This is a genomic window from Serratia sp. T13T92, from assembly GCF_047530105.1.
In the GTDB taxonomy this organism is placed as follows: domain Bacteria; phylum Pseudomonadota; class Gammaproteobacteria; order Enterobacterales; family Enterobacteriaceae; genus Chania; species Chania fonticola.
Genome location: NZ_JBLJAK010000012.1, coordinates 116,271 through 134,679, shown reverse-complemented (window position 1 = coordinate 134,679; position 18,409 = coordinate 116,271). Strand labels below are relative to the sequence as shown.

Genomic DNA, 18,409 nt, shown 5'->3' with positions numbered 1-18,409 from the left:
CAACAATTTTAGAATAGAGGTTAATTACTATGCAAAGGACATGAAAATGCTATTAGTGCACTGGTGTTTTTTGCTCAACACCGACGCCGTAGTCTCCCATGGCACGATAAATAAGTTCAGCCTCGCCAGTTCTAGTGTTTATTGTTTTTAAGTTAATCTCACTAGAGGAAAATGGTGCAATCATGGCTGTTCCCAAATTCTCGACTTTTCCTGCAATAGATAACGTAAGCTTACTATAGGTTACATAATAAGGAGTTGGATTTTCACCACGTAATGAATAACCTTTTCCTGGAACTGCAGTATTAATTTTCCAGGTCACTTTTTTAACTGCACTGATGGGATCACTGGCTAAACCTTCAGGGCGGTAAAACAATTTTAACCTTGAGCGTACGGCTATTTGCATATAGCTTTTATCACTACTAGCCAATGGTGGAACCTCCAGTGCGTTAAACCAGAACAGGCTTTCTCTGTCCTGGGGTAATTTCTCACCAGTAAAAGCTAATCGTATGCTCTGACCTTTCCCTGCATCCAGACGGAAAATGGGTGGCGTTACTAAAAAAGGAGCATCTGCATTATGAGGCTGTGATTGAGAATTACCACGGTCAAGCCAGATTTGCATCAATGCAGGTGTTTTTCCTTTATTGGTAGTTTTCACAGTAATTTCCCTATTGTTAGCTGGGAATATAATACGTGTACCCTCAATATAGACGGCTGCCTGTACTGACCCAATCAGGCCTGACATTAATGTAGCAGTCAATAAAGTAAGAAAAAAATAAGTATTTTTCATGGTAAGCCTCAGTAGAAATAACCCCAGGGTTTCCCCTGGGGGAGCGATTACAGATATTGCATGCTGTATTGAATACTGGTTCGCAGCAAACCAGGAGTTGCAGTGGTGTTTTTGCTGAAGTAGTTGGCGTGGAAATCGATAGTAACATCATTACCATTTACGGTACCAACGTTGTTGGTAGACTCACCAAAGTTGGCCAAATTAATCGGTGTTGTACCATCTTCCATATAAATTCGTACCTGAGCATCCGTACCATCAGTATAGGTATTATTCAGATTACCATTAGTGACATCAACATTACCACCAGTGGCAAATACTGCAGCAGCACTGACAGTACCAGCCTCACACCCTGTTGCTTTAAGACTAAATTTGACTGTTGGAGACGTCGCTGCGGAGTTCGCCGAGGCAAAGTCGGATGATTTGATTGCTGGTAACATTACTGTTAGATCCTGACTGCCGGTATCTAATGTACATGTTGTGCTGTTTACTACACCTTGGAAATTAATTGTGCCATCGGCAGCTAATGCACCAGCAGACAAACTAAAAGCCATAGTAAACAGCGCAGCAGTTAACAAGTTCTTTTTCATAAAAATAATTCCATACTCTAATGTTGATAGGTTTAATTGAATTTTTCCATGATTTTCATAAAACATAATCGCTTAATGAAAACCATTTTTAATGGCAAAGCCAATACAGTAATAACAATCAAGACAAACTGACAAAAGGTCTCAAGTCGTTATGGGGAGCTATTATGGTCGCACTGAACTGTAAAGTTAAGGATTAAACACTTAGCTAATGATGTGTAAATATTATACTAAGGGAAAATGAGGTGATTAATGTTTTTATTTGATAAAAATCAAGTGGTTAACTAAAAATATTAACTGGGTCTTAGTTGCCAGATAAGTAAGTTAACTCTCTAATTTATTGAATTTAATGTTCTGAACTACACTTTACTGGTTACAATAGCAGATTTTCTGAATAAAACGAGGTTCACATTTCATGTATCATATCATTTTTAACAAAATCATTATGTACAATCCTGAAGAGGGAACCTTATACCATGTGAACAACCCGGAGAACGTTAAGAAGCTCCACTATCAGCCAATAGATGCCTACAGTTGTTGATTGAACACTATCCTAATCCCGTGCTACAAAGGTTTTTCGTTCAAGATGTATGGGAGATAAACTCTCAATATGAAACGGCAAATACGGTTTATCAATGCATATCTACTATAAGGAAAGTATTCACAAGTATGTCATTTAATGGAAACATTATAAAAACAATGCCACGTAAAGGTTTAACGCTATCGCCATCAGTCTCTTTTGAAGCAATACATTCAAATATTATCATGGAGGTTAATATTTAACTTTCCAGAGTTGCGCATATTTTTAAGTATAGTAATAAAAATGTGTTGATTAAAATTTTATCAGTAGTTTTTTTGAGTTTCTTTAATGATAATGACAGGTTCTTTATTGATAATAAATAAGAATAACAATTTTACTTGTAGTTCAATACTGACACTTAGATCATTAAAAAATGGAGGAGGGGAGTTTATACGTGGAATATTTAGTTATGAATTTAGAAATGGGAGTGGTTTAGTATTAGCTGACTATAATGCCCACATATTAGACGGTGAAGTTTTAAAGCAAAAAATATCGTTCACTTTCGACTATTAAATTAATTGAGCAACTTATATCATCAGTATTATGAAGTACATTTCAAGAATAACGCCAATTAATGAGCTGTATTTAAATATCCCTATCTTGATGATGTCTTAAATATTACAGATGTAATGTTTAAAATATCCTACAGGATTTTAAGGCTTGATGATTATAGTAGGTTGTTTTATGGAAATATAATGCCAGTAATGATTTTCTCGATAGATAAATAGCTTGTCATAATATCACTAAATTTTTGCTGGTAGTATATTCAATCTAGTCTGTTGCGAAGGTTCATTTTTACGCTCAATACGTTGTGTGTAAAGCTTACCCGTGATGTGACTTTCATTAGGTAACACCTTACAAAAACTGAAATTATCTGAACATTTAGTTGAAAGCTTCAGCGAGCAGCTTCTTCAGGTGGGTGTTCTCTTTTTCAAGAGTTTTCAGACGATTAACTTCAGGCACTTCCATACCGCCAAAATTCTTACGCCATTTGTAGAATGGTGGCTACGGCAGAGTTCACGGGCTTACACTCGGCTTCGGCTTCGCGGAGAATACTGATGATCTGTTCGTCGGTTAAACGCTTCTTCATGGGGGCACCCTCATGTTTATCATGAGGATATTACTCATACCGAGGTGTGTTAATCTGCGGGATCAGGTTTGAATTTGCAACCGCTTGAAAGAAGATGTCCCCGATTCTCAGGTCCTTTTAGGCGATATGGCTAAGGCAGACGATCAGGGGAATGACGAAAATATATCAGTAGAATCCACCGATACTTATCCTATAAATGAAGTTTTTCAACAGCTTTTTTTTACTTCCAGTGGTGCATTTGATTCACCATTTAAGAGTTAAGCTACTAGTACTCTTGTATGAAAAAGCTACTGTAGTCAAAAAGGTTTAATAATCAGTGCTTGGGGGGGAGAGTCTCTTTTTCAAGGAGGAGCTCATTGTAGCAAGTAGAAAACCGACCTTTTACAGTCGGTTTTCCATAGTGACAAAGGTATAAGAACGCACTATTACCGCATGGTCACGAACTCTTCCGCTGCGGTTGGGTGGATCGCCACGGTGTTGTCGAAGTCTTTCTTGGTCGCGCCCATCTTGATTGCCACGGCGAAGCCCTGCAGGATTTCATCCATACCAAAGCCAATCCCGTGCAGGCCAACAATCTTCTCTTCTTCACCTACACATACCAGCTTCATGCGGCACGGCTGGCGATGCTGAGTTACGGCGCTGTACATGGCGGTGAAGGAGGATTTATAAACCTTCACCTTATCCTCGCCAAATTGCTCTTTCGCCTGCGGCTCGGTCAGGCCAATGGTGCCAATTGGCGGGTGGCTGAACACCACGGTGGCGATGTTGCTGTAGTCCAGATGTTCGTCCGGCTTATTGTTGAACAGGCGCTCGGACAGGCGACGGCCAGCGGCGACAGCAACCGGGGTCAGCTCAACCGCACCGGTGTTGTCACCTACCGCGTAGATGCCTTTCACGTTGGTGTTCTGGAATTTGTCGACTTCGATGTAACCTTTGGCATTGGTTTTCACGCCGGTGACTGCCAGGTTCAGATTATCGGTCGCTGGTTCGCGGCCGATGGCCCAGACCAGGCTGTCCACGGTGAACTCTTTGCCGTTTTCCAACGCCAGCGTCAGGCTGCCGTCGGCGTTTTTGACGATGGATTTTGGAATGGATTCGGTGTGCAGGGTTGGCCCTTCGGTGTTCATCACCTCAACCAGGGTTTCAACAATCATCGGATCGAAGGTACGCAGCGGGGCGTGTTTACGCACGAACAGGTGCGTTTCCGCTCCCAGCGCGTTCATCACACCGGCAATTTCTACCGCGATGTAGCCAGCACCCACTACTGCCACGCGTTTTGGCATGGCATCCAGCTCAAAGAAGCCGTCGGAGTCGATGCCGTATTCGGCACCTGGGATTGAAGGGTGGCTTGGGCGACCACCGGTCGCGATCAGAATATGATCGGCGGTGATTTTCTCACCGTTGACTTCTACGGTATGCGCGTCGATAAAGCGGGCAAAACCTTTGATCACGTCAACCTTGTTTTTGCCCAGCACGTTGTCGTAAGAGGTATGAATACGATCGATGTAGGCGGTGCGGTTGGCGATCAGACGTTTCCAGTCAAAGGCGTTGACGGTGGTATCGAAGCCGTAATCCGGGCCGTACTGGTGAATGGCCTCGGCGATCTGTGCCGCATGCCACATAACTTTTTTCGGGACACAACCCACGTTAACGCAGGTGCCGCCAAGTTCTTTGGCTTCAATCAGTGCGCATTTCTGGCCATACATGGCTGCCCGGTTGATCGATGCGATACCGCCGCTACCGCCGCCAATTGCTAGATAATCGTAATGTTTCGTCATCTGGGTTTTCCATGAGTTGTGTGATTCGAGAAGGGTAAGAGTTTAACGCCTGACAGGGGGTTGTCGCAAAGATTGCGTCGATGGCTGTAATAGGCAGAGGCTTGATCCTCTGCCCGGTTGATTTTACACGATAACCAGTTCGGGTTTTGCCCGATCGAGCGCTTGGCGATCGGCACTGCTGATGCCGGTATCGGTAATGATCATGTCGATCTGGCTCATCGACAGCACCAGGTTGAACCCCCTGCGGCCGAACTTGGTGGAATCGACCACCGCGACTACGCGCTTGGCTGCCTGAGCCATCACGCCGCTGATCGAGTAGCCTTCATTAAAGGTGGTGATGCCATTGGTGGCGTCCAACCCGTCGGCCCCGACGAACATCACGTCACCGGCAATGCCCTGTAGGGAGAGCTCCGCGATAGAACCGTGCATAGAGCGCGTCTTATGGCGCAGCGTGCCACCACACAGCACCAGCGTGATGTCTTTATTGTCGGAAAGCGCAAAGGCGGCGGGCAGGTTATTGGTGATCACCGTGATATTGCCCATCTTCACCAGCTCTTCGGCGATCAGCATGGTGGTGCTGCCGCTGTCGAGGATCACCGTATCGCCGGGATTGACCATGGCCGCCGCTTTTAACGCAATGCGCTTTTTCGGGTCTTTGGCCAGCTGGTAGCGTTCCTCCAGGATGACCTCACCAGTGGTTTTCGGCGCCTCGGCCTCCTGCTCCAACTGGCTGCCGGGCCTGGCAGCACCGCCGTGGAAGCGGATCAGCAGGCCTTTTTCTTCCAGCAGGCGCAGGTCAGCGCGGATGGTAACTTCAGAAATTCCGAAGGAATTCGAAAGATCGCTGACCAAGATGCTGCCGTTCTGCTGAACCAAGTCGACAATTTTGTTTCGTCTTTCAAAAGAGTTCATCATCCTGACCTATCGAAATGTTTTGCTTTTATTTTATGCGAAAGGGATATGAAAGGGGAGCATAAAGATCAAGGAGATGGGATTTGAGGCAAAATAATGGCTGAGTTAGGGCAACTGACTTGCTTCGTAGGGGCGCTGCACGCTGCGCCCGTTAAGATAATCAATGGGTTAGGTAGGGGCGAATAGGTTCACCCCTACAAATTCAGAAACTCTGCCGCTTGATGTCACTCTTCGCCGAGTTTGAGCATGATTTTTCCCTGCATCGGCTTACCGGCCAGGGCTGCAACGCTGGCGGCGTATTGCTGCGGGCGATCGATGCTGGCAATCAACGGCTCCAGAGCCAGATCTGCCGATTGGAACAGCTTCATGGCCTGCTGCCACTCTTCCCCTGGCCACGGGGCCGAATAGTTCATCCAACTGCCCAGTAGCGTCAGCTCCTTGCGCAAGATCTGACTGAAGGTGCTGAAAGACAGGTGCAGATCTTTATGCAGCGTCCCCACCAGCGCGATTTGTGCCCGCGGCCCGGCGATATCCAATGCCAGCCCGACCGTTTGTGGCGTGCCAGCGGTTTCCAGAATCAACTGATCAAAGCGCCTTTCCTGTAAACGTTCGGCTATCTCTGAAGGGCTAAGCTCCGCGCTGTTAAACGCGTTTTCTGCACCGATCTGCCGTGCCAGCTTGAGCCGGTCGTCATTGATATCGATCGCCGTGACACTGCGTGCGCCCATCGCTCTGGCACACTGGATCGCCAGTTGGCCGATGGTGCCGGCACCAATGATGATCACCTCTTTGTCTTGGCAGCCCCCAGCCAACTGAATGGCATGCAGGCCGACGGTGATGGGCTCAATAAACGCCCCCTGCAATAAGCTGACGTTGGCAGGTAATTTCACCAGATTGGCGCGTTTGACTACGATAAACTCGGCGTTGCCACCGTGGCTGCGTGAACCGACGAACTGGTAATGCTTGCACAGCGAATAGTAATGGCGCTGGCATTCCGAGCAGTTAAAGCACGGCAGCAAAGGGACGCAGGCCACGGCATCATGCTGTTGCAGATCGGTAACCCGATCGCCGCAGGCCACGACCCGGCCACTGAACTCATGCCCCAGGGTGATCGGGTAGAAATGCGCGCCCTTGGCGAAGATGCGGGGGATATCTGAACCGCATAGCCCGGAATACGCCACCCGAACCAACACCTCATCGGCGGCCTCAATAGCAGGAGCTTGGCGTTCTTCAACGCGCACTTCTCCCTCCGTATGGATCACGACTGATTGCATAACTTGAACTCCGTAGAAAATAGATTGGAGGAGTTGACTCCCCAACAGACTCACATCGTAGGGGCGCTGCATGCTGCGCCCGTTTGGATAATCAATGGGTTAGATCGGGTCGAACCTGCTCGCTCCTTTGCAAATACTTTGAGGGGGAGGCGGGCTCCCCCGAAGGATTAGGACATGGCGTTGAGGCTTTGGGCTGCCTGTTGCTTGGCGGAGGCTTCAGCCTGGGCAAATTGACGGGCACGGCGCCAGGTGAGGAACACCCCGATGGCGTAAATGACGCCGATAACCACCAGACCCACCACGTTTTGCCAGGTGAGCAGTTGGATCAGCAGGTAGGTGATCGGTGAGCCGCCTTGGTCCATCGAGGCCACGACACCGCCCGCTTTCAGCGCACCGGCATTGGCAGCCAGTTGGGTATGCAGCCCGATGGTTTGGGTGGCGATCCACAGCGTGATGCTCATGATGATAAAACCCGAGATCAGCGTGCGGAACAGGTTGCCTTGGTGCACCGCCACGGCGAGGGCCACAAAGAAGCCGATGGTCGCCAGATCGCCAAACGGCAGCACCTGGTTACCTGGGACGATGACGGCGATCAGAATGGTCAGCGGGATAAAGATCAGGCTGGCGGAGACCACGGCGGTATGGCCCAGCAGCAGCGCTGGATCGAGGCCGATAAGGAACTCCTGGCCACCAAAGCGTGCTTGCAGGCGTTTACGGGCATGCTTGGCGATGGGCGTCAGGCCATCCATGATCGGTTTGATCACCCGTGGCATCAGCAGCATCACGGCAGCGGTTTTCACCGCCAGTTGCAGAATGCCCTTCAGGTCATAACCGGCCAGCGCACCGATAATCAGCCCCATCACAAAGCCGACGGTCACTGGCTCGCCGAACGGACCAAAGCGTTTCTGTACGTCGTCTGCGCTGAAGTGAATGCGGTTCAGGCCGGGGATCTTCTCGATAATGGTGTCCACCAGTACGGCGATCGGCCCCATATAGGCGGAGGTGCCGTGCGGAATGGCAATCCCTTCCAGCCCGAAGAAGTCGCGGGTGTCTTTGGCGAACCAATCCCCCAGCTTGTAGACGAAGGCGGCATGCACCACCACGCCCAGCATACCCAGCCAGTATGAGCCGGTGGCCAGATGCACCATGGCACCGGTAAAGGTCATGTGCCAGATGTTCCAGATATCCACGTTAACCACGCGGGTCATACGCGTCAGCAGCATCACGATATTGACCGCAATCGCTACCGGGATGGCGATCAGGGCAATCTGCGAGGCCCAGGTCATCGGTGATGAGCCTGGCCAACCGATATCCACCACGTGCAGGTTGATCTGGAACTGCTCGGCCATCGACTTCGCCGCCGGGCCGATCGAGTCCAGCATCAGGCCGATAACCAGTCCGATACCGACAAAACCGATGCCGATATGAATGCCGGATTTAAATGAATCCCCTAATTTCATCCCTAAAATCAGCGAGAAGATGATGATCACGATGGGCAGCATCACCGTAGGGCCGAGATCGAGGATGTAACGCATGATGTCGGTAAACATGGGCTACTCCGTCAGAATGGTCAGTATTTTTTGTTTCAGCGCATCGATGCCGACGCCGGAAATAAACGGCATGCCGTGCACCAACGGTATATCGCCAAACTGCCGGTCGACGCGGGCGGTGGTACAGATCAGATCGGCATCGTCCATATAGGTTTCAATCTCGGTCACGCGGCACTGCACCAAGTCCAGCTCGATGTTGTGCTCCGCGCACAGCTCTTTGATCTCTTCTGCGGCCATGGTCGAGGTGGCAACGGCACCGCCGCAGGCAACAATAATTTTACGTTTCACAGTGTGGCTCCTTCATATTCTGTTTTTTGTTGTGGTCGGGAGGGCGAAGTGAAAACCCGCTGGGCAAAAATTTCGCCCAGTTGGTCCTCGGGGGCGGTCAGTAGCGCAGTGATAAACTCGGGGTGCTGCAACTGGCCAAACAGCGTGCGCAGTAAAACCAACTGCGCCGCCGGGTCGGTGACGATCAGCGCGATAATCAGCGCAACGTCGATCGTGCCGTCATCATCCGCCTGAGCGAAGGGCACAGCCTGGTCAGGGCGGATTAGATAAATAGCCGGGGCACGTGCATGCTCCGCTTCACAATGGGGGATGGCGACCGCGTGCTGCTCAAGGGCGATGCCGGTGGGATAAGCGCTCTCACGCACCAGCAACGCCTGCGGATAGCTGTTGTGAACAACCCCGGCGTTGAGCATGGTGACGCCAATGTGCTCCAGCGCCTGCTGCGCGTCGGCAAAGCTGATGCCAGTGCGAACGAACAGTTGGCTGTTATGCATGGGCCATCTCCTCGGCGTTTTTGGCTTGCTCTGCGGGGGCACAGCCGAAGCGATAAGCGCGCAGCACATCCTGAATTTTGTCGATCATCAGTGCGTGGGGCTGCTTCGCCAGCTTGCGTTCCATCACGCGCTGATACTGCAGCGGGAAGTATTGACTCAGCAGGCCTGCTGGGATCTCTTGCTGGTCGAGGTTATTGAGCAGCGTCGTCATACTTTGTGCGATACGCGGGTGAGGCCAGTAGTAGCGGATACGGTCCGACAGGCTGAAATGCAGGTCGATCAGCGAGCGGCTGAACGTCGGGTGGTAATACTTTTTCCAGTAATCCGGTTCGTCGAGCATCACGGCGTCAATCACCGCCAGTATCTGGCTACGTTTTTCCGGGGCAATCAGGGCCTGTTCGATATTGGCCAGGGCAAACACCGCTTCGCGCAGGGCAAACGTCAGGGCCGGGCCAACCTTGAGAATGGCGAAGTGATCGCGCACCAGCTGCTGATAGGCTTCACGCGTTTGGTAATCGGTAGAGTGTGCCTCATAGACCAGCGGCGTGGTGGTAATAAACTGGGAGAGCTCGCGGGCCAGCTGTGGTTGGTAAGCGATCACCTGTGAGTGGTCGAACTCCACTCCTGGCTGCACTACCACGGCGATGATCCTCGGGATCGCCTCTGCCAACCCGGCCTTGCGGAAGGCCTGATAGTGAGTTTCCAGCGTGGCGGCGGCATCCGTCGCGTGAGTGATATGTACGCTGCCAATGGCGGAAGATTCTCCTCCAGGAACGGGCACCTCGGTCCCAATCACATAGGTCAGCTGCTGTTTTTGCTCTGGGGTAGCGACCCGTTCGGCGACCTGACACAGGCGGGCGGCGCGTTCTGCCACCACGTGGGGATCTAACGGGATCGGATCGTCGGCGCAGGACATGGACGCATCCAGATGGATCTTGCTGAATCCGGCGGTGACGTAGTCGGCGATCAACACTTCCGCTTTCGCCATTGCGCTGGCGGCGGGTTCATTTTGCCAACAGTTCGGGCCTAGATGGTCGCCCCCTAACAGCAGCCGGGAGAGCGGGAAGCCGACGGTTGCCGCAATATCGCAGACAAACTGCCGGAAATCCGCCGGTTTCATGCCGGTGTAACCGCCAAACTGATTAACCTGGTTGGATGTGGCCTCGATCAGTACCTGGCGATCGCTGTGCAGATCCAGGCGTAATGCAGCTTCAATCACTAATGGGTGTGCCGAACAGACAGAGCAGATCCCGATCGGCTCCCCTGCTTTATGTCGTGCGATTATATTTTTCATTCTACCCTCCGTTTTCTTACGAATATAATCGTAATGTTTCGAAAGGTTAGCAATGCACTTTTCTATTATTCGTGATCAAGATCGAAAACTTTACCGCTATTTTTCCGCGCCGGTGCTTTCAGTGTGAGGGAGTAAGTTAACGAACGGGGTGATTTTAGTTATTTAAAATCAGTTGATTACAGGTATTTGGTGAAAAGAGGAATGGGCATACGCAATAAAGTGAAAGCGGTGATTGTGACGAGAGGATGCCCCTCACCCCAACCCTCTCCCACAGGGAGAGGGAGCTGTTAGCCCTTGCTCTTTTGGAAGTAAAGAGGTCATCTCATTAAACTCGATCGTCCCCTTATCCAAGGTACGTCACTGAGTTTTCAGACACACTTGATCGGCTCCCTCTCCTTTAGTGAGAGGGAGCTGTTAGCCCCTGCTCTTTTGGAAGTAAAGAGGTCATCTCATTAAACGCGATCGTCCCCTTATCCAAGGTGCGTCACTGAGTTTTCAGACACACTTGATCGGCTCCCTCTCCTTTAGTGAGAGGGAGCTGTTAGCCCCTGCTCTTTTGGAAGTAAAGAGGTCATCTCATTAAACTCGATCGTCCCCTTATCCAAGGTACGTCACTGAGTTTTCAGACACACTCGATCGGTCCCCTCTCCCTGTGGGAGAGGGTTAGGGTGAGGGGCCGTTACCATGCTGGCGTAGGTCACAGCCTGCCTTCACAGCCACAAACCTGAATCACCTTTTGCACCACCTGCTGCATCGCCAGCTTGGCGGGCTGCATATAGTGGCGCGGATCGTTGGCCTGCGGATGCTCCGCCAGATGCTGCTTCAGCGCATCGGAAAAGGCGATCTTAAGCTCCGTCGCCACGTTCACCTTGCACACTCCTAGCCGAATCGCCTGCTGAATATCAGCGTCTGGCAAGCCCGACGCACCATGCAGCACCAGCGGTACGCTGACTTTGTCGCGGATCTGCCCAAGGCGAGTGAAATCCAACTCTGGCTTGCCCTGGTAAAGCCCATGTGCCGTACCAATCGCCACCGCCAGTGAATCGATGCCGGTGGAACGCACAAACTCCTCGGCCTGCTGCGGCGAGGTATAGCGGGCATCCTTGGCATCAACGCTGATGCCATCCTCAACGCCACCAAGCCGCCCCAGCTCCGCCTCAACGCTGACATCATAACGATGGCAAAACTCGGCCACCTGCCGCACCAGCGCGACATTTTCCGCAAAGGGCAGGTGTGAGCCATCAATCATGGCCGAGCGGATGCCTGCATGCACTTTGGTTTCAATATCTTGCAGAGTCTCATGGTGATCCAGATGCACCGCCAGCGGGATGCGGTATTCGGCGGCCAGCTGTTTGACAATAGCGACCACGTTAGCCGTTCCCGCATAGAGATAGGTACCGGGCGTACCGGCCAGGATCACCGGTGAGCGCATGTGCGCGGCGGTTTCAGCCACCACCTGCATGGTTTCCAGGTTATGAATGTTGAAGGCCGGTACGGCATAGCCCTGTTGTTGTGCCTTCTGCAGCATATTATTGGTCGAAATGATGTACACCGCCTGCCTCCTGTTTTCTTTGGTTACGTTATCTTTCGATAGTCATCATCTAATCGGAAGGTAAAATAAGCAAACAGTTATTTTGCGGTTGTGATGAGGATCGGCAAAAGATCGCGGCAAAATGAGGAGCAAGCAGGGGGAATAGCGAAGGGAAAAACGGATGGCCGCCCAGGCAGGCGACCATCATCGAACTTATTCTGGTACGACCCAGTTCACCAGGTGGTGACCGATACCGGACGGCACCAGCACCTTGTGTAGCCACGGCAGCACGTTGTTCATCTGCTGTTCCAGCTTCCAAGGTGGGTTAATCACGATCATGCCTGAAGCTGTCATCCCGCGTTGATCGCTGTCGGGCTTCACCGCCAGCTCGATTTGCAGGATACGGCGGATGCCTGTCGCTTCCAGCTCTTTGAGCATGCGTTTGATCTGCTGGCGCATCACCACCGGATACCACAGAGCATAGGTGCCGGTAGCAAAACGTTTGTAGCCTTCCTGAATGCCTTTCACCACATCTTGATAATCAGTTTTCATCTCATACGGCGGGTCCATCAGGATCAGGCCACGGCGTGACGGAGGCGGCAACTGGGATTTTAACTGCTGGTAACCATCGGCACGCTGCACTTTGGCGCGCTCGTCTTTCTGGAATTCGTTACGCAGCAGCGGGAAATCACTTGGGTGCAGCTCTGTCAGATGGATTTTATCCTGCGGGCGCAGCAACTGGCGGGCGATCAGCGGTGAGCCTGGGTAGTAACGCAGGGTGCCGGAGCGGTTGAAGTTGTGCACCACGCTCATGTAGGCCGCCAGCTCTTCTGGCAGATCGTCACGTTGCCACAGTAGGCCGATGCCTTCCAGGTATTCCCCGGTGCGCTCGGCATGCTCACCGCTCAGCTGATAGCGCCCGGCACCGGAGTGGGTATCCAGGTACAGCAGCGGCTTATCTTTTTCTTTCAGCGCCTCAATGATCAGGCTCTGAACGGTGTGCTTGAGCACGTCGGCGTGGTTGCCGGCGTGAAAACTGTGGCGGTAACTTAACATGGCGTTTTGTGTTTCCTGATTTTCGAGTTATTTTCAATAAAATCAACTCATTAAATGCAAAAGAGTTCTGCGTGTTTACTGCAAACTCGTAGATCAACGAATTTAAGCTACCAAGTATAAACCGCCTTGCTGGTAAAAAGCGAAAAGCGTTGCAGCCTGGAGGGATCTACGCCGGTATAGTCAAGAATAGGTGATAGCTATGAGGAATTTGCCTTGATTGTTCTTTATACAATGCCGAATTTCAATTATATTAGTGGATGAGTAAATGGAAATACTTTCTTATAAGGCAACCGGAGGCCGCGATGAAAGACAGAATATACCCCAACTATCTCACGGGAAATAATTCCACTCTCTTCCCCACACCACCCGATCATGGCGCCTATGCCCGACGAATTGCGGAAGAAAAATTCCAGGCTTGCATGAATGCCGAACAGCGCCACATCATGCTGCTTACCAAAGAAGAAGCCTATGATGTTCTGGAGTGCTTTGGAGAGTTTGGCAGAGGCGATCGGCAGCATGATGAGGGTTTTCTAAATATCACACGTGATGAAGGGTTGGACTATCTGGGATATGCTGCAACCTATAGCGGCAACGCAAAGGATTTCTACTCTGCGGCTGACCTGGTCAGGAAATTGGGGGGCTTTGGGATTGCCGCCATCATTTATGTCGGAAGAAACGGCGAGAAGTTAATCAAGATCACCGGCTACCCAGGTATTAGACGGATCTTAAATGGAACGCGTTATTCGTTAAATAATATGCAGGTAATCCGTGTAGGATTAGGAAAAAAAGGTATTAATAATAGTATAATAGCAGGTGTCAGATGGAGTATTTATGCTTCATTAGCTTTTCGCTCTGTTGAGTTAATATTTAGAGATGGAAATGATACTGCAAAATTCCTTGGGGATGTTACTGCTGATATGGTTAAGGCAATCGTAATTGCTGCTAGTACAAGGGCCGCAACTGCACTCATTTTGACAGCGGCATCAGTAAGTATTGGTGGTACTTTCATTATCGTTGCAATTGTTTTATTTGGCACTGCAGTTGCACTTAATGCGATAGATGAAGAATTTGGGATATCTGAAATGATAATAAAAAAGATAAGAGATTTAGAGAAATCCGCACCTAATACATCGGATGTATTAGGTATGCATAGTCAGTTATTATATAAGAAAATATGAAAAATAAAATTGAATTAGAAACGACCTTCACTGAGAAACTGAGTTTTCTCTTTTCCTTTTTTGTTGGGTTGCTTGGTGTTTTATTTGTACCGTACATTTTAAAAAGCAAGGTATTACCTTACTTATCATACCCAGATGTTGTGTCATTTTATCTAATGGCGAATTATATGGTGGCAGGTTTCTTTGGATTCGTAATGATGATGGTGATGTCAGGGTATGTCTTGGTTACAAGAAGGAAAGATTTAACAAAAATAAAGAAATTTAGCATGTTGTGTATATATTTAACAGCCTTATTTTTTGTGCTTGTGACTGTTTTTAATTTTTATTTTACTAGCGCCCTACATCAAAAAGGTTATGGCACTTGTTGGAAAAAAAGTTTATATTCGGAGACGCTCTATATCAAAGATGCCAGCGAATGTAAAAAAAGAGGCTTGTCTTTACTGAGAAAACCAAGGCCTGCTATATAATCAATAGAGTCACCTTGAGGAGAACGATAAGAGAACATGGAAAAAAAACCGCAAAGCAGAACGAAAGTAATTTATGCAATGTTCGAATATAGGTTAAGTGCTTTGCTGGTTATTCTTCTTGGTGTTGTCGCTTTTTGGTTTGTTCCTGAGATCGTTAGAGAATATGAAGTAAAGTTTACTTTCCCGGATGTGGTGCCATTCCAGAGGTTAGAAGATTATATTATTGCTGGGGTGCCAATTTATTCATTATTCATGATCCTAGGTTTTTATGTTCTTATTACTGGAAAGACTGAGCTCTACGGACATAAACATTATACCAAGATTAAAACCTGTACAGTGTGGTTTTGCCGTATAACTATGTTTAATTTCTTAATCGCAATTATCTTTAATTGGCACTTCACCACGGTGTTAGATGTGCATGGCTACGGTTACTGCTGGAAATCAGGCCCAAATAGTGAAATCCTCTACATTAAAGATGCCAGCGAATGTAAAAAAAGAGGAACCCAAGTGCTTAAAAGACCCAGCGCAGTTTATAGACGTTAGGGCCTCTTGGTAAAAGAGACCCAGCTAGTCATTAATAAACTCTGTCGTCCCATACGCTATAACCTGAGGTGCCAGCGATATGGTGTTGGCAGATAATATCTTTATAACGTACGGAAATAATTTCTTCGGGTTGTGCACTAGAATGCGTTAAGCAGTGGGGATAGTTTATGTTGAAATCTACGATGGTCGCCTCTCTGAGTTCGATCGTGTAGTACAACTCTTGGGCACCATTTTGTGATGTGCGGTAAAAATCAAACTTAAGGTTAAGCAACTCGTTATTAGAAATAGCCAGCAAAAACAAAGGAGATGATTTATCCTGTGGTTTAACAAAAATCACTGGGTTATGCATCACATTTTCGCCCCGGCTGATGTTATGCGCGAGCTTAAGAACCAGTATCTGGTTTTCGTGGCCTAATTGGTGCTTGTTACCGATCGAATCCGCTGTAGAACACCCTGCCGATATCAACCCTTGTTGTTTTCCGTTAATCGTTGCGTAGATATTATTTGCCATGATGAACTCCTTGTCATGTAATTCGTGGCTGGGGTTGGTTAAAAATAGACCGAACCATTTTGTATCAAAACAACCTCAATTAACATGGTTTTTAGCGCACAGGCTGATTTTTTAGCTAGGAATAATAATATTCATCAATAAATAAAAATGACTCATAAAGTATGCTGTATGTATGTGAGCGTGTTTGAAACGTGTATTAACGCAAATGAGAGCATTTTATAGGTACTTAGCGGGGAGGTATTCTTGTCGCTTTCCTACTTAATCTACTTAATGCAATCGTGGCCTATCTTCCTCACTAAACGATCCGCGTGAGTGAAGAAACAGGTTCAATGACACGCATGACCATTGATTTTCCCACTGGTTGGCACCATGTTAGATAGAAGCTTATCTTTGTCTGGCCTGATGTGCGCATCGGGTCCACCACCCTAATCAGGACTTCCTCTATGACCAATGCGTTGCTGACACCGTTTGCCTTACCGCCGTTTTCTGCCATTCGCCCTGAAGATATCGTCCCTGCTGTGACATCCGCATTGGCTGACTGCCGTGCTGCGGTTGAGCGCGTCGTGGCACAACCGGGGCCGTTTACCTGGGAAAATCTGTGTCAGCCGCTGGCCGAATCTGACGATCGCCTGTCACGCATCTGGTCACCTGTTGGTCACTTAAACTCGGTAAAAAACAGCCCGGAACTGCGCGAAGCTTACGAACAGGCGCTGCCGCTGCTTTCCGAATACGGTACTTGGGTGGGCCAGCATGAAGGGCTGTACCAGGCCTATCGTAATCTGAAAGAGGGCGAAGGCTTTGCCAAACTGACCGCGCCACAGCGCAAGTCGGTAGAAAACGCGCTGCGTGATTTTGAGCTGTCGGGCATTGGCCTGCCAAAAGAAAAACAAAAGCGTTACGGCGAGATCGTGGCGCGTCTGTCCGAACTGGGTTCGACCTACAGCAACAATGTGCTCGATGCCACCATGGGCTGGAGCAAGTTGATTACCGATGTGAATGAACTGAGTGGCCTGCCGGAAAGTGCGCTGGCCCAAGCTCAGGCGATGGCACAGGCCAAAGAGCAGGAAGGCTGGTTGCTGACGCTGGATATGCCGAGCTATTTGCCGGTAATGACCTATGCCGATAACCAGGCGCTGCGTGAAGAGATGTATCGTGCCTTCACCACCCGGGCCTCCGATCAGGGGCCAAATGCCGGTAAGTGGGATAACAGCGAAGTAATGGCGGAAACGCTGGCTCTGCGCCATGAACTGGCACAGTTGCTGGGCTTTGCCAGCTATGCGGACAAATCGCTGGCGACCAAGATGGCAGAAAGTCCGGAGCAGGTGCTCGGTTTCCTGAGCGATCTGGCCAAGCGCGCTCGCCCACAGGCAGAACAGGAACTGGCACAGCTTCGTGCCTTTGCCAAGCAGCACTATGGTGTGGATGAGCTAGAGGCTTGGGATATCAGTTATTACGGAGAAAAACAGAAGCAACATCTGTTCTCCATCAGTGATGAGCAACTGCGCCCATATTTCCCGGAACAGCGTGTGCTGGAAGGGCTGTTCGAAGTAGTTAACCGCATTTACGGTATCACCGCCAAAGAGCGTCAGGGTGTCGATACCTGGCATCCAGAGGTGCGTTTCTTCGATCTGTTCGATGCCAAAGGTGAACTGCGTGGCAGCTTCTATCTGGACTTGTATGCCCGCGAGAACAAGCGCGGTGGTGCATGGATGGATGATTGCGTCGGTAGTCTGCGCAAAGCCAATGGCGAATTGCAAAAGCCGGTGGCTTATCTGACCTGTAACTTTAACCGCCCACTGGGTGACCAGCCGGCGCTGTTTACCCATAACGAAGTCACCACGCTGTTCCATGAGTTTGGTCACGGTCTGCACCATATGCTGACGCAGATCGATACCGCCGGGGTTTCTGGTATCAACGGTGTGCCTTGGGATGCGGTAGAGCTGCCAAGCCAGTTTATGGAAAACTGGTGCTGGGAGCCGGAGGCATTGGCATTTATCTCTGGTCACTTCCAGACTGGCGAACCACTGCCGAAAGCCCTGCTGGACAAAATGCTGGAAGCGAAAAACTATCAGGCGGCGCTGTTTATCCTGCGTCAGTTGGAGTTTGGCCTGTTCGATTTCCGTATGCACGCCGAATACAGCCCGGAAAAAGGTGCGCAGATCCTGCCAACCCTGGCCGAAGTGAAGAAAATGGTGGCAGTGATCCCTTCACCAAGCTGGGGCCGTTTCCCACACGCATTCAGCCATATCTTTGCCGGTGGCTATGCGGCGGGTTACTACAGCTATCTGTGGGCGGAAGTGTTGTCGGCAGATGCCTACTCGCGCTTTGAAGATGAAGGGATTTTCAACGCTGAAACCGGTCAATCCTTCCTCGATAACATCCTGTCACGCGGGGGTTCCGAAGAGCCGATGGAATTGTTCAAACGCTTCCGTGGCCGTGAACCGAAGCTGGATGCTATGCTGCGCCATTACGGTATTAAAGGGTAACCCGCC

Annotated in this window: 17 protein-coding genes and 2 pseudogenes; 5 read left to right on the top strand and 14 right to left on the bottom strand. The window is 49.7% G+C overall.

Annotation, left to right across the window (positions count from 1 at the left end):
* Positions 1–52: 52 nt before the first annotated feature.
* Complete coding sequence (locus tag ACMV5I_RS13920) at positions 53–787, bottom strand: molecular chaperone (protein WP_414824601.1); 735 nt, start codon at positions 785–787, stop codon at positions 53–55.
* A gap of 47 nt (positions 788–834) precedes the next feature.
* Positions 835–1,374 (bottom strand): fimbrial protein, encoded by a 540-nt coding sequence (locus ACMV5I_RS13915; RefSeq protein ID WP_261262663.1) that lies wholly within the window; start codon positions 1,372–1,374, stop codon positions 835–837.
* A gap of 531 nt (positions 1,375–1,905) precedes the next feature.
* Between ACMV5I_RS13915 and ACMV5I_RS13910 the strand changes: the two genes are divergently transcribed.
* Positions 1,906–2,154 (top strand): winged helix-turn-helix domain-containing protein, encoded by a 249-nt coding sequence (locus ACMV5I_RS13910; protein WP_414824600.1) that lies wholly within the window; start codon positions 1,906–1,908, stop codon positions 2,152–2,154.
* Between the two features lie 569 nt (positions 2,155–2,723).
* Here ACMV5I_RS13910 and ACMV5I_RS13905 read toward each other — a convergent pair.
* The 11 genes and pseudogenes from ACMV5I_RS13905 to ACMV5I_RS13855 all read right to left on the bottom strand — a co-directional run.
* A pseudogene (locus ACMV5I_RS13905) lies at positions 2,724–2,832 on the bottom strand (IS1 family transposase); the annotation flags it as partial.
* 10 nt (positions 2,833–2,842) lie between these two features.
* Positions 2,843–3,041: pseudogene (locus ACMV5I_RS13900) on the bottom strand (transposase); the annotation flags it as partial.
* A 425-nt stretch (positions 3,042–3,466) separates the two neighbouring features.
* Positions 3,467–4,819 carry a glutathione-disulfide reductase gene (gene gorA / locus ACMV5I_RS13895; RefSeq protein ID WP_021181790.1) on the bottom strand — a complete coding sequence of 451 codons (1,353 nt, stop codon included), beginning with the start codon at positions 4,817–4,819 and terminating at the stop codon, positions 3,467–3,469.
* A 123-nt stretch (positions 4,820–4,942) separates the two neighbouring features.
* Positions 4,943–5,731 carry a DeoR/GlpR family DNA-binding transcription regulator gene (locus ACMV5I_RS13890; RefSeq protein ID WP_059199417.1) on the bottom strand — a complete coding sequence of 263 codons (789 nt, stop codon included), beginning with the start codon at positions 5,729–5,731 and terminating at the stop codon, positions 4,943–4,945.
* A 224-nt stretch (positions 5,732–5,955) separates the two neighbouring features.
* Positions 5,956–7,005, bottom strand: coding sequence for a galactitol-1-phosphate 5-dehydrogenase (gene gatD, locus ACMV5I_RS13885; protein WP_414824599.1), 1,050 nt, complete (start codon positions 7,003–7,005; stop codon positions 5,956–5,958).
* Between the two features lie 167 nt (positions 7,006–7,172).
* Complete coding sequence (locus ACMV5I_RS13880) at positions 7,173–8,555, bottom strand: galactitol-specific PTS transporter subunit IIC (protein WP_024482804.1); 1,383 nt, start codon at positions 8,553–8,555, stop codon at positions 7,173–7,175.
* Positions 8,556–8,558: 3 nt separating this feature from the next.
* Positions 8,559–8,843, bottom strand: coding sequence for a PTS galactitol transporter subunit IIB (gene gatB, locus ACMV5I_RS13875; RefSeq protein ID WP_021181786.1), 285 nt, complete (start codon positions 8,841–8,843; stop codon positions 8,559–8,561).
* Positions 8,840–9,337, bottom strand: a complete 498-nt coding sequence (gene gatA, locus ACMV5I_RS13870) for a PTS galactitol transporter subunit IIA (protein ID WP_202671898.1) — start codon at positions 9,335–9,337, stop codon at positions 8,840–8,842. Before gatA ends, gatB begins: the two co-directional genes overlap by 4 nt.
* The gene (gene gatZ / locus ACMV5I_RS13865; protein ID WP_141133142.1) at positions 9,330–10,631 is read right to left on the bottom strand and encodes a tagatose-bisphosphate aldolase subunit GatZ; all 1,302 of its coding nucleotides are present in this window, start codon (positions 10,629–10,631) and stop codon (positions 9,330–9,332) included. The genes gatA and gatZ overlap by 8 nt, the downstream gene beginning before the upstream one ends.
* A gap of 697 nt (positions 10,632–11,328) precedes the next feature.
* Positions 11,329–12,183 (bottom strand): tagatose bisphosphate family class II aldolase, encoded by an 855-nt coding sequence (locus ACMV5I_RS13860; RefSeq protein WP_284122315.1) that lies wholly within the window; start codon positions 12,181–12,183, stop codon positions 11,329–11,331.
* 192 nt (positions 12,184–12,375) lie between these two features.
* On the bottom strand, positions 12,376–13,218 hold the full coding sequence (locus ACMV5I_RS13855; protein WP_021181782.1) for a 23S rRNA (adenine(2030)-N(6))-methyltransferase RlmJ: 843 nt from the start codon (positions 13,216–13,218) through the stop codon (positions 12,376–12,378).
* A 302-nt stretch (positions 13,219–13,520) separates the two neighbouring features.
* On the opposite strand from ACMV5I_RS13855, the gene ACMV5I_RS13850 reads away from it, so the two are divergent.
* From ACMV5I_RS13850 to ACMV5I_RS13840, 3 genes are read left to right on the top strand one after another with little or no spacing between them, the layout of a single operon-like run.
* Positions 13,521–14,396, top strand: coding sequence for a hypothetical protein (locus tag ACMV5I_RS13850; RefSeq protein ID WP_414824598.1), 876 nt, complete (start codon positions 13,521–13,523; stop codon positions 14,394–14,396).
* The gene (locus ACMV5I_RS13845) at positions 14,393–14,863 is read left to right on the top strand and encodes a DUF1240 domain-containing protein (RefSeq protein WP_414824597.1); all 471 of its coding nucleotides are present in this window, start codon (positions 14,393–14,395) and stop codon (positions 14,861–14,863) included. The genes ACMV5I_RS13850 and ACMV5I_RS13845 overlap by 4 nt, the downstream gene beginning before the upstream one ends.
* Before the next feature lie 36 nt (positions 14,864–14,899).
* Complete coding sequence (locus ACMV5I_RS13840) at positions 14,900–15,406, top strand: hypothetical protein (protein WP_414824596.1); 507 nt, start codon at positions 14,900–14,902, stop codon at positions 15,404–15,406.
* Between the two features lie 31 nt (positions 15,407–15,437).
* Here the strand turns inward: ACMV5I_RS13840 and ACMV5I_RS13835 are convergent, their stop codons facing one another.
* Entirely contained in the window at positions 15,438–15,917 is a 480-nt protein-coding gene (locus tag ACMV5I_RS13835; protein WP_037376510.1) for an Hcp family type VI secretion system effector, read from the bottom strand.
* Positions 15,918–16,360: 443 nt separating this feature from the next.
* Between ACMV5I_RS13835 and prlC the strand changes: the two genes are divergently transcribed.
* Positions 16,361–18,403 (top strand): oligopeptidase A, encoded by a 2,043-nt coding sequence (prlC, locus tag ACMV5I_RS13830; protein WP_202671895.1) that lies wholly within the window; start codon positions 16,361–16,363, stop codon positions 18,401–18,403.
* Positions 18,404–18,409: the final 6 nt, after the last annotated feature.

What these genes read in the sequence shown, in the direction of transcription:
- ACMV5I_RS13855 (WP_021181782.1), bottom strand. Translation starts at nt 13,218, where the DNA reads ATGTTAAGTTACCGCCACAGTTTTCACGCCGGCAACCACGCCGACGTG.
- gatZ (WP_141133142.1), bottom strand. Translation starts at nt 10,631, where the DNA reads ATGAAAAATATAATCGCACGACATAAAGCAGGGGAGCCGATCGGGATC.
- ACMV5I_RS13890 (WP_059199417.1), bottom strand. Translation starts at nt 5,731, where the DNA reads ATGAACTCTTTTGAAAGACGAAACAAAATTGTCGACTTGGTTCAGCAG.
- ACMV5I_RS13840 (WP_414824596.1), top strand. Translation starts at nt 14,900, where the DNA reads ATGGAAAAAAAACCGCAAAGCAGAACGAAAGTAATTTATGCAATGTTC.
- ACMV5I_RS13850 (WP_414824598.1), top strand. Translation starts at nt 13,521, where the DNA reads ATGAAAGACAGAATATACCCCAACTATCTCACGGGAAATAATTCCACT.
- ACMV5I_RS13880 (WP_024482804.1), bottom strand. Translation starts at nt 8,555, where the DNA reads ATGTTTACCGACATCATGCGTTACATCCTCGATCTCGGCCCTACGGTG.
- ACMV5I_RS13835 (WP_037376510.1), bottom strand. Translation starts at nt 15,917, where the DNA reads ATGGCAAATAATATCTACGCAACGATTAACGGAAAACAACAAGGGTTG.
- ACMV5I_RS13920 (WP_414824601.1), bottom strand. Translation starts at nt 787, where the DNA reads ATGAAAAATACTTATTTTTTTCTTACTTTATTGACTGCTACATTAATG.
- gatA (WP_202671898.1), bottom strand. Translation starts at nt 9,337, where the DNA reads ATGCATAACAGCCAACTGTTCGTTCGCACTGGCATCAGCTTTGCCGAC.
- ACMV5I_RS13845 (WP_414824597.1), top strand. Translation starts at nt 14,393, where the DNA reads ATGAAAAATAAAATTGAATTAGAAACGACCTTCACTGAGAAACTGAGT.
- ACMV5I_RS13915 (WP_261262663.1), bottom strand. Translation starts at nt 1,374, where the DNA reads ATGAAAAAGAACTTGTTAACTGCTGCGCTGTTTACTATGGCTTTTAGT.
- prlC (WP_202671895.1), top strand. Translation starts at nt 16,361, where the DNA reads ATGACCAATGCGTTGCTGACACCGTTTGCCTTACCGCCGTTTTCTGCC.
- gorA (WP_021181790.1), bottom strand. Translation starts at nt 4,819, where the DNA reads ATGACGAAACATTACGATTATCTAGCAATTGGCGGCGGTAGCGGCGGT.
- gatD (WP_414824599.1), bottom strand. Translation starts at nt 7,005, where the DNA reads ATGCAATCAGTCGTGATCCATACGGAGGGAGAAGTGCGCGTTGAAGAA.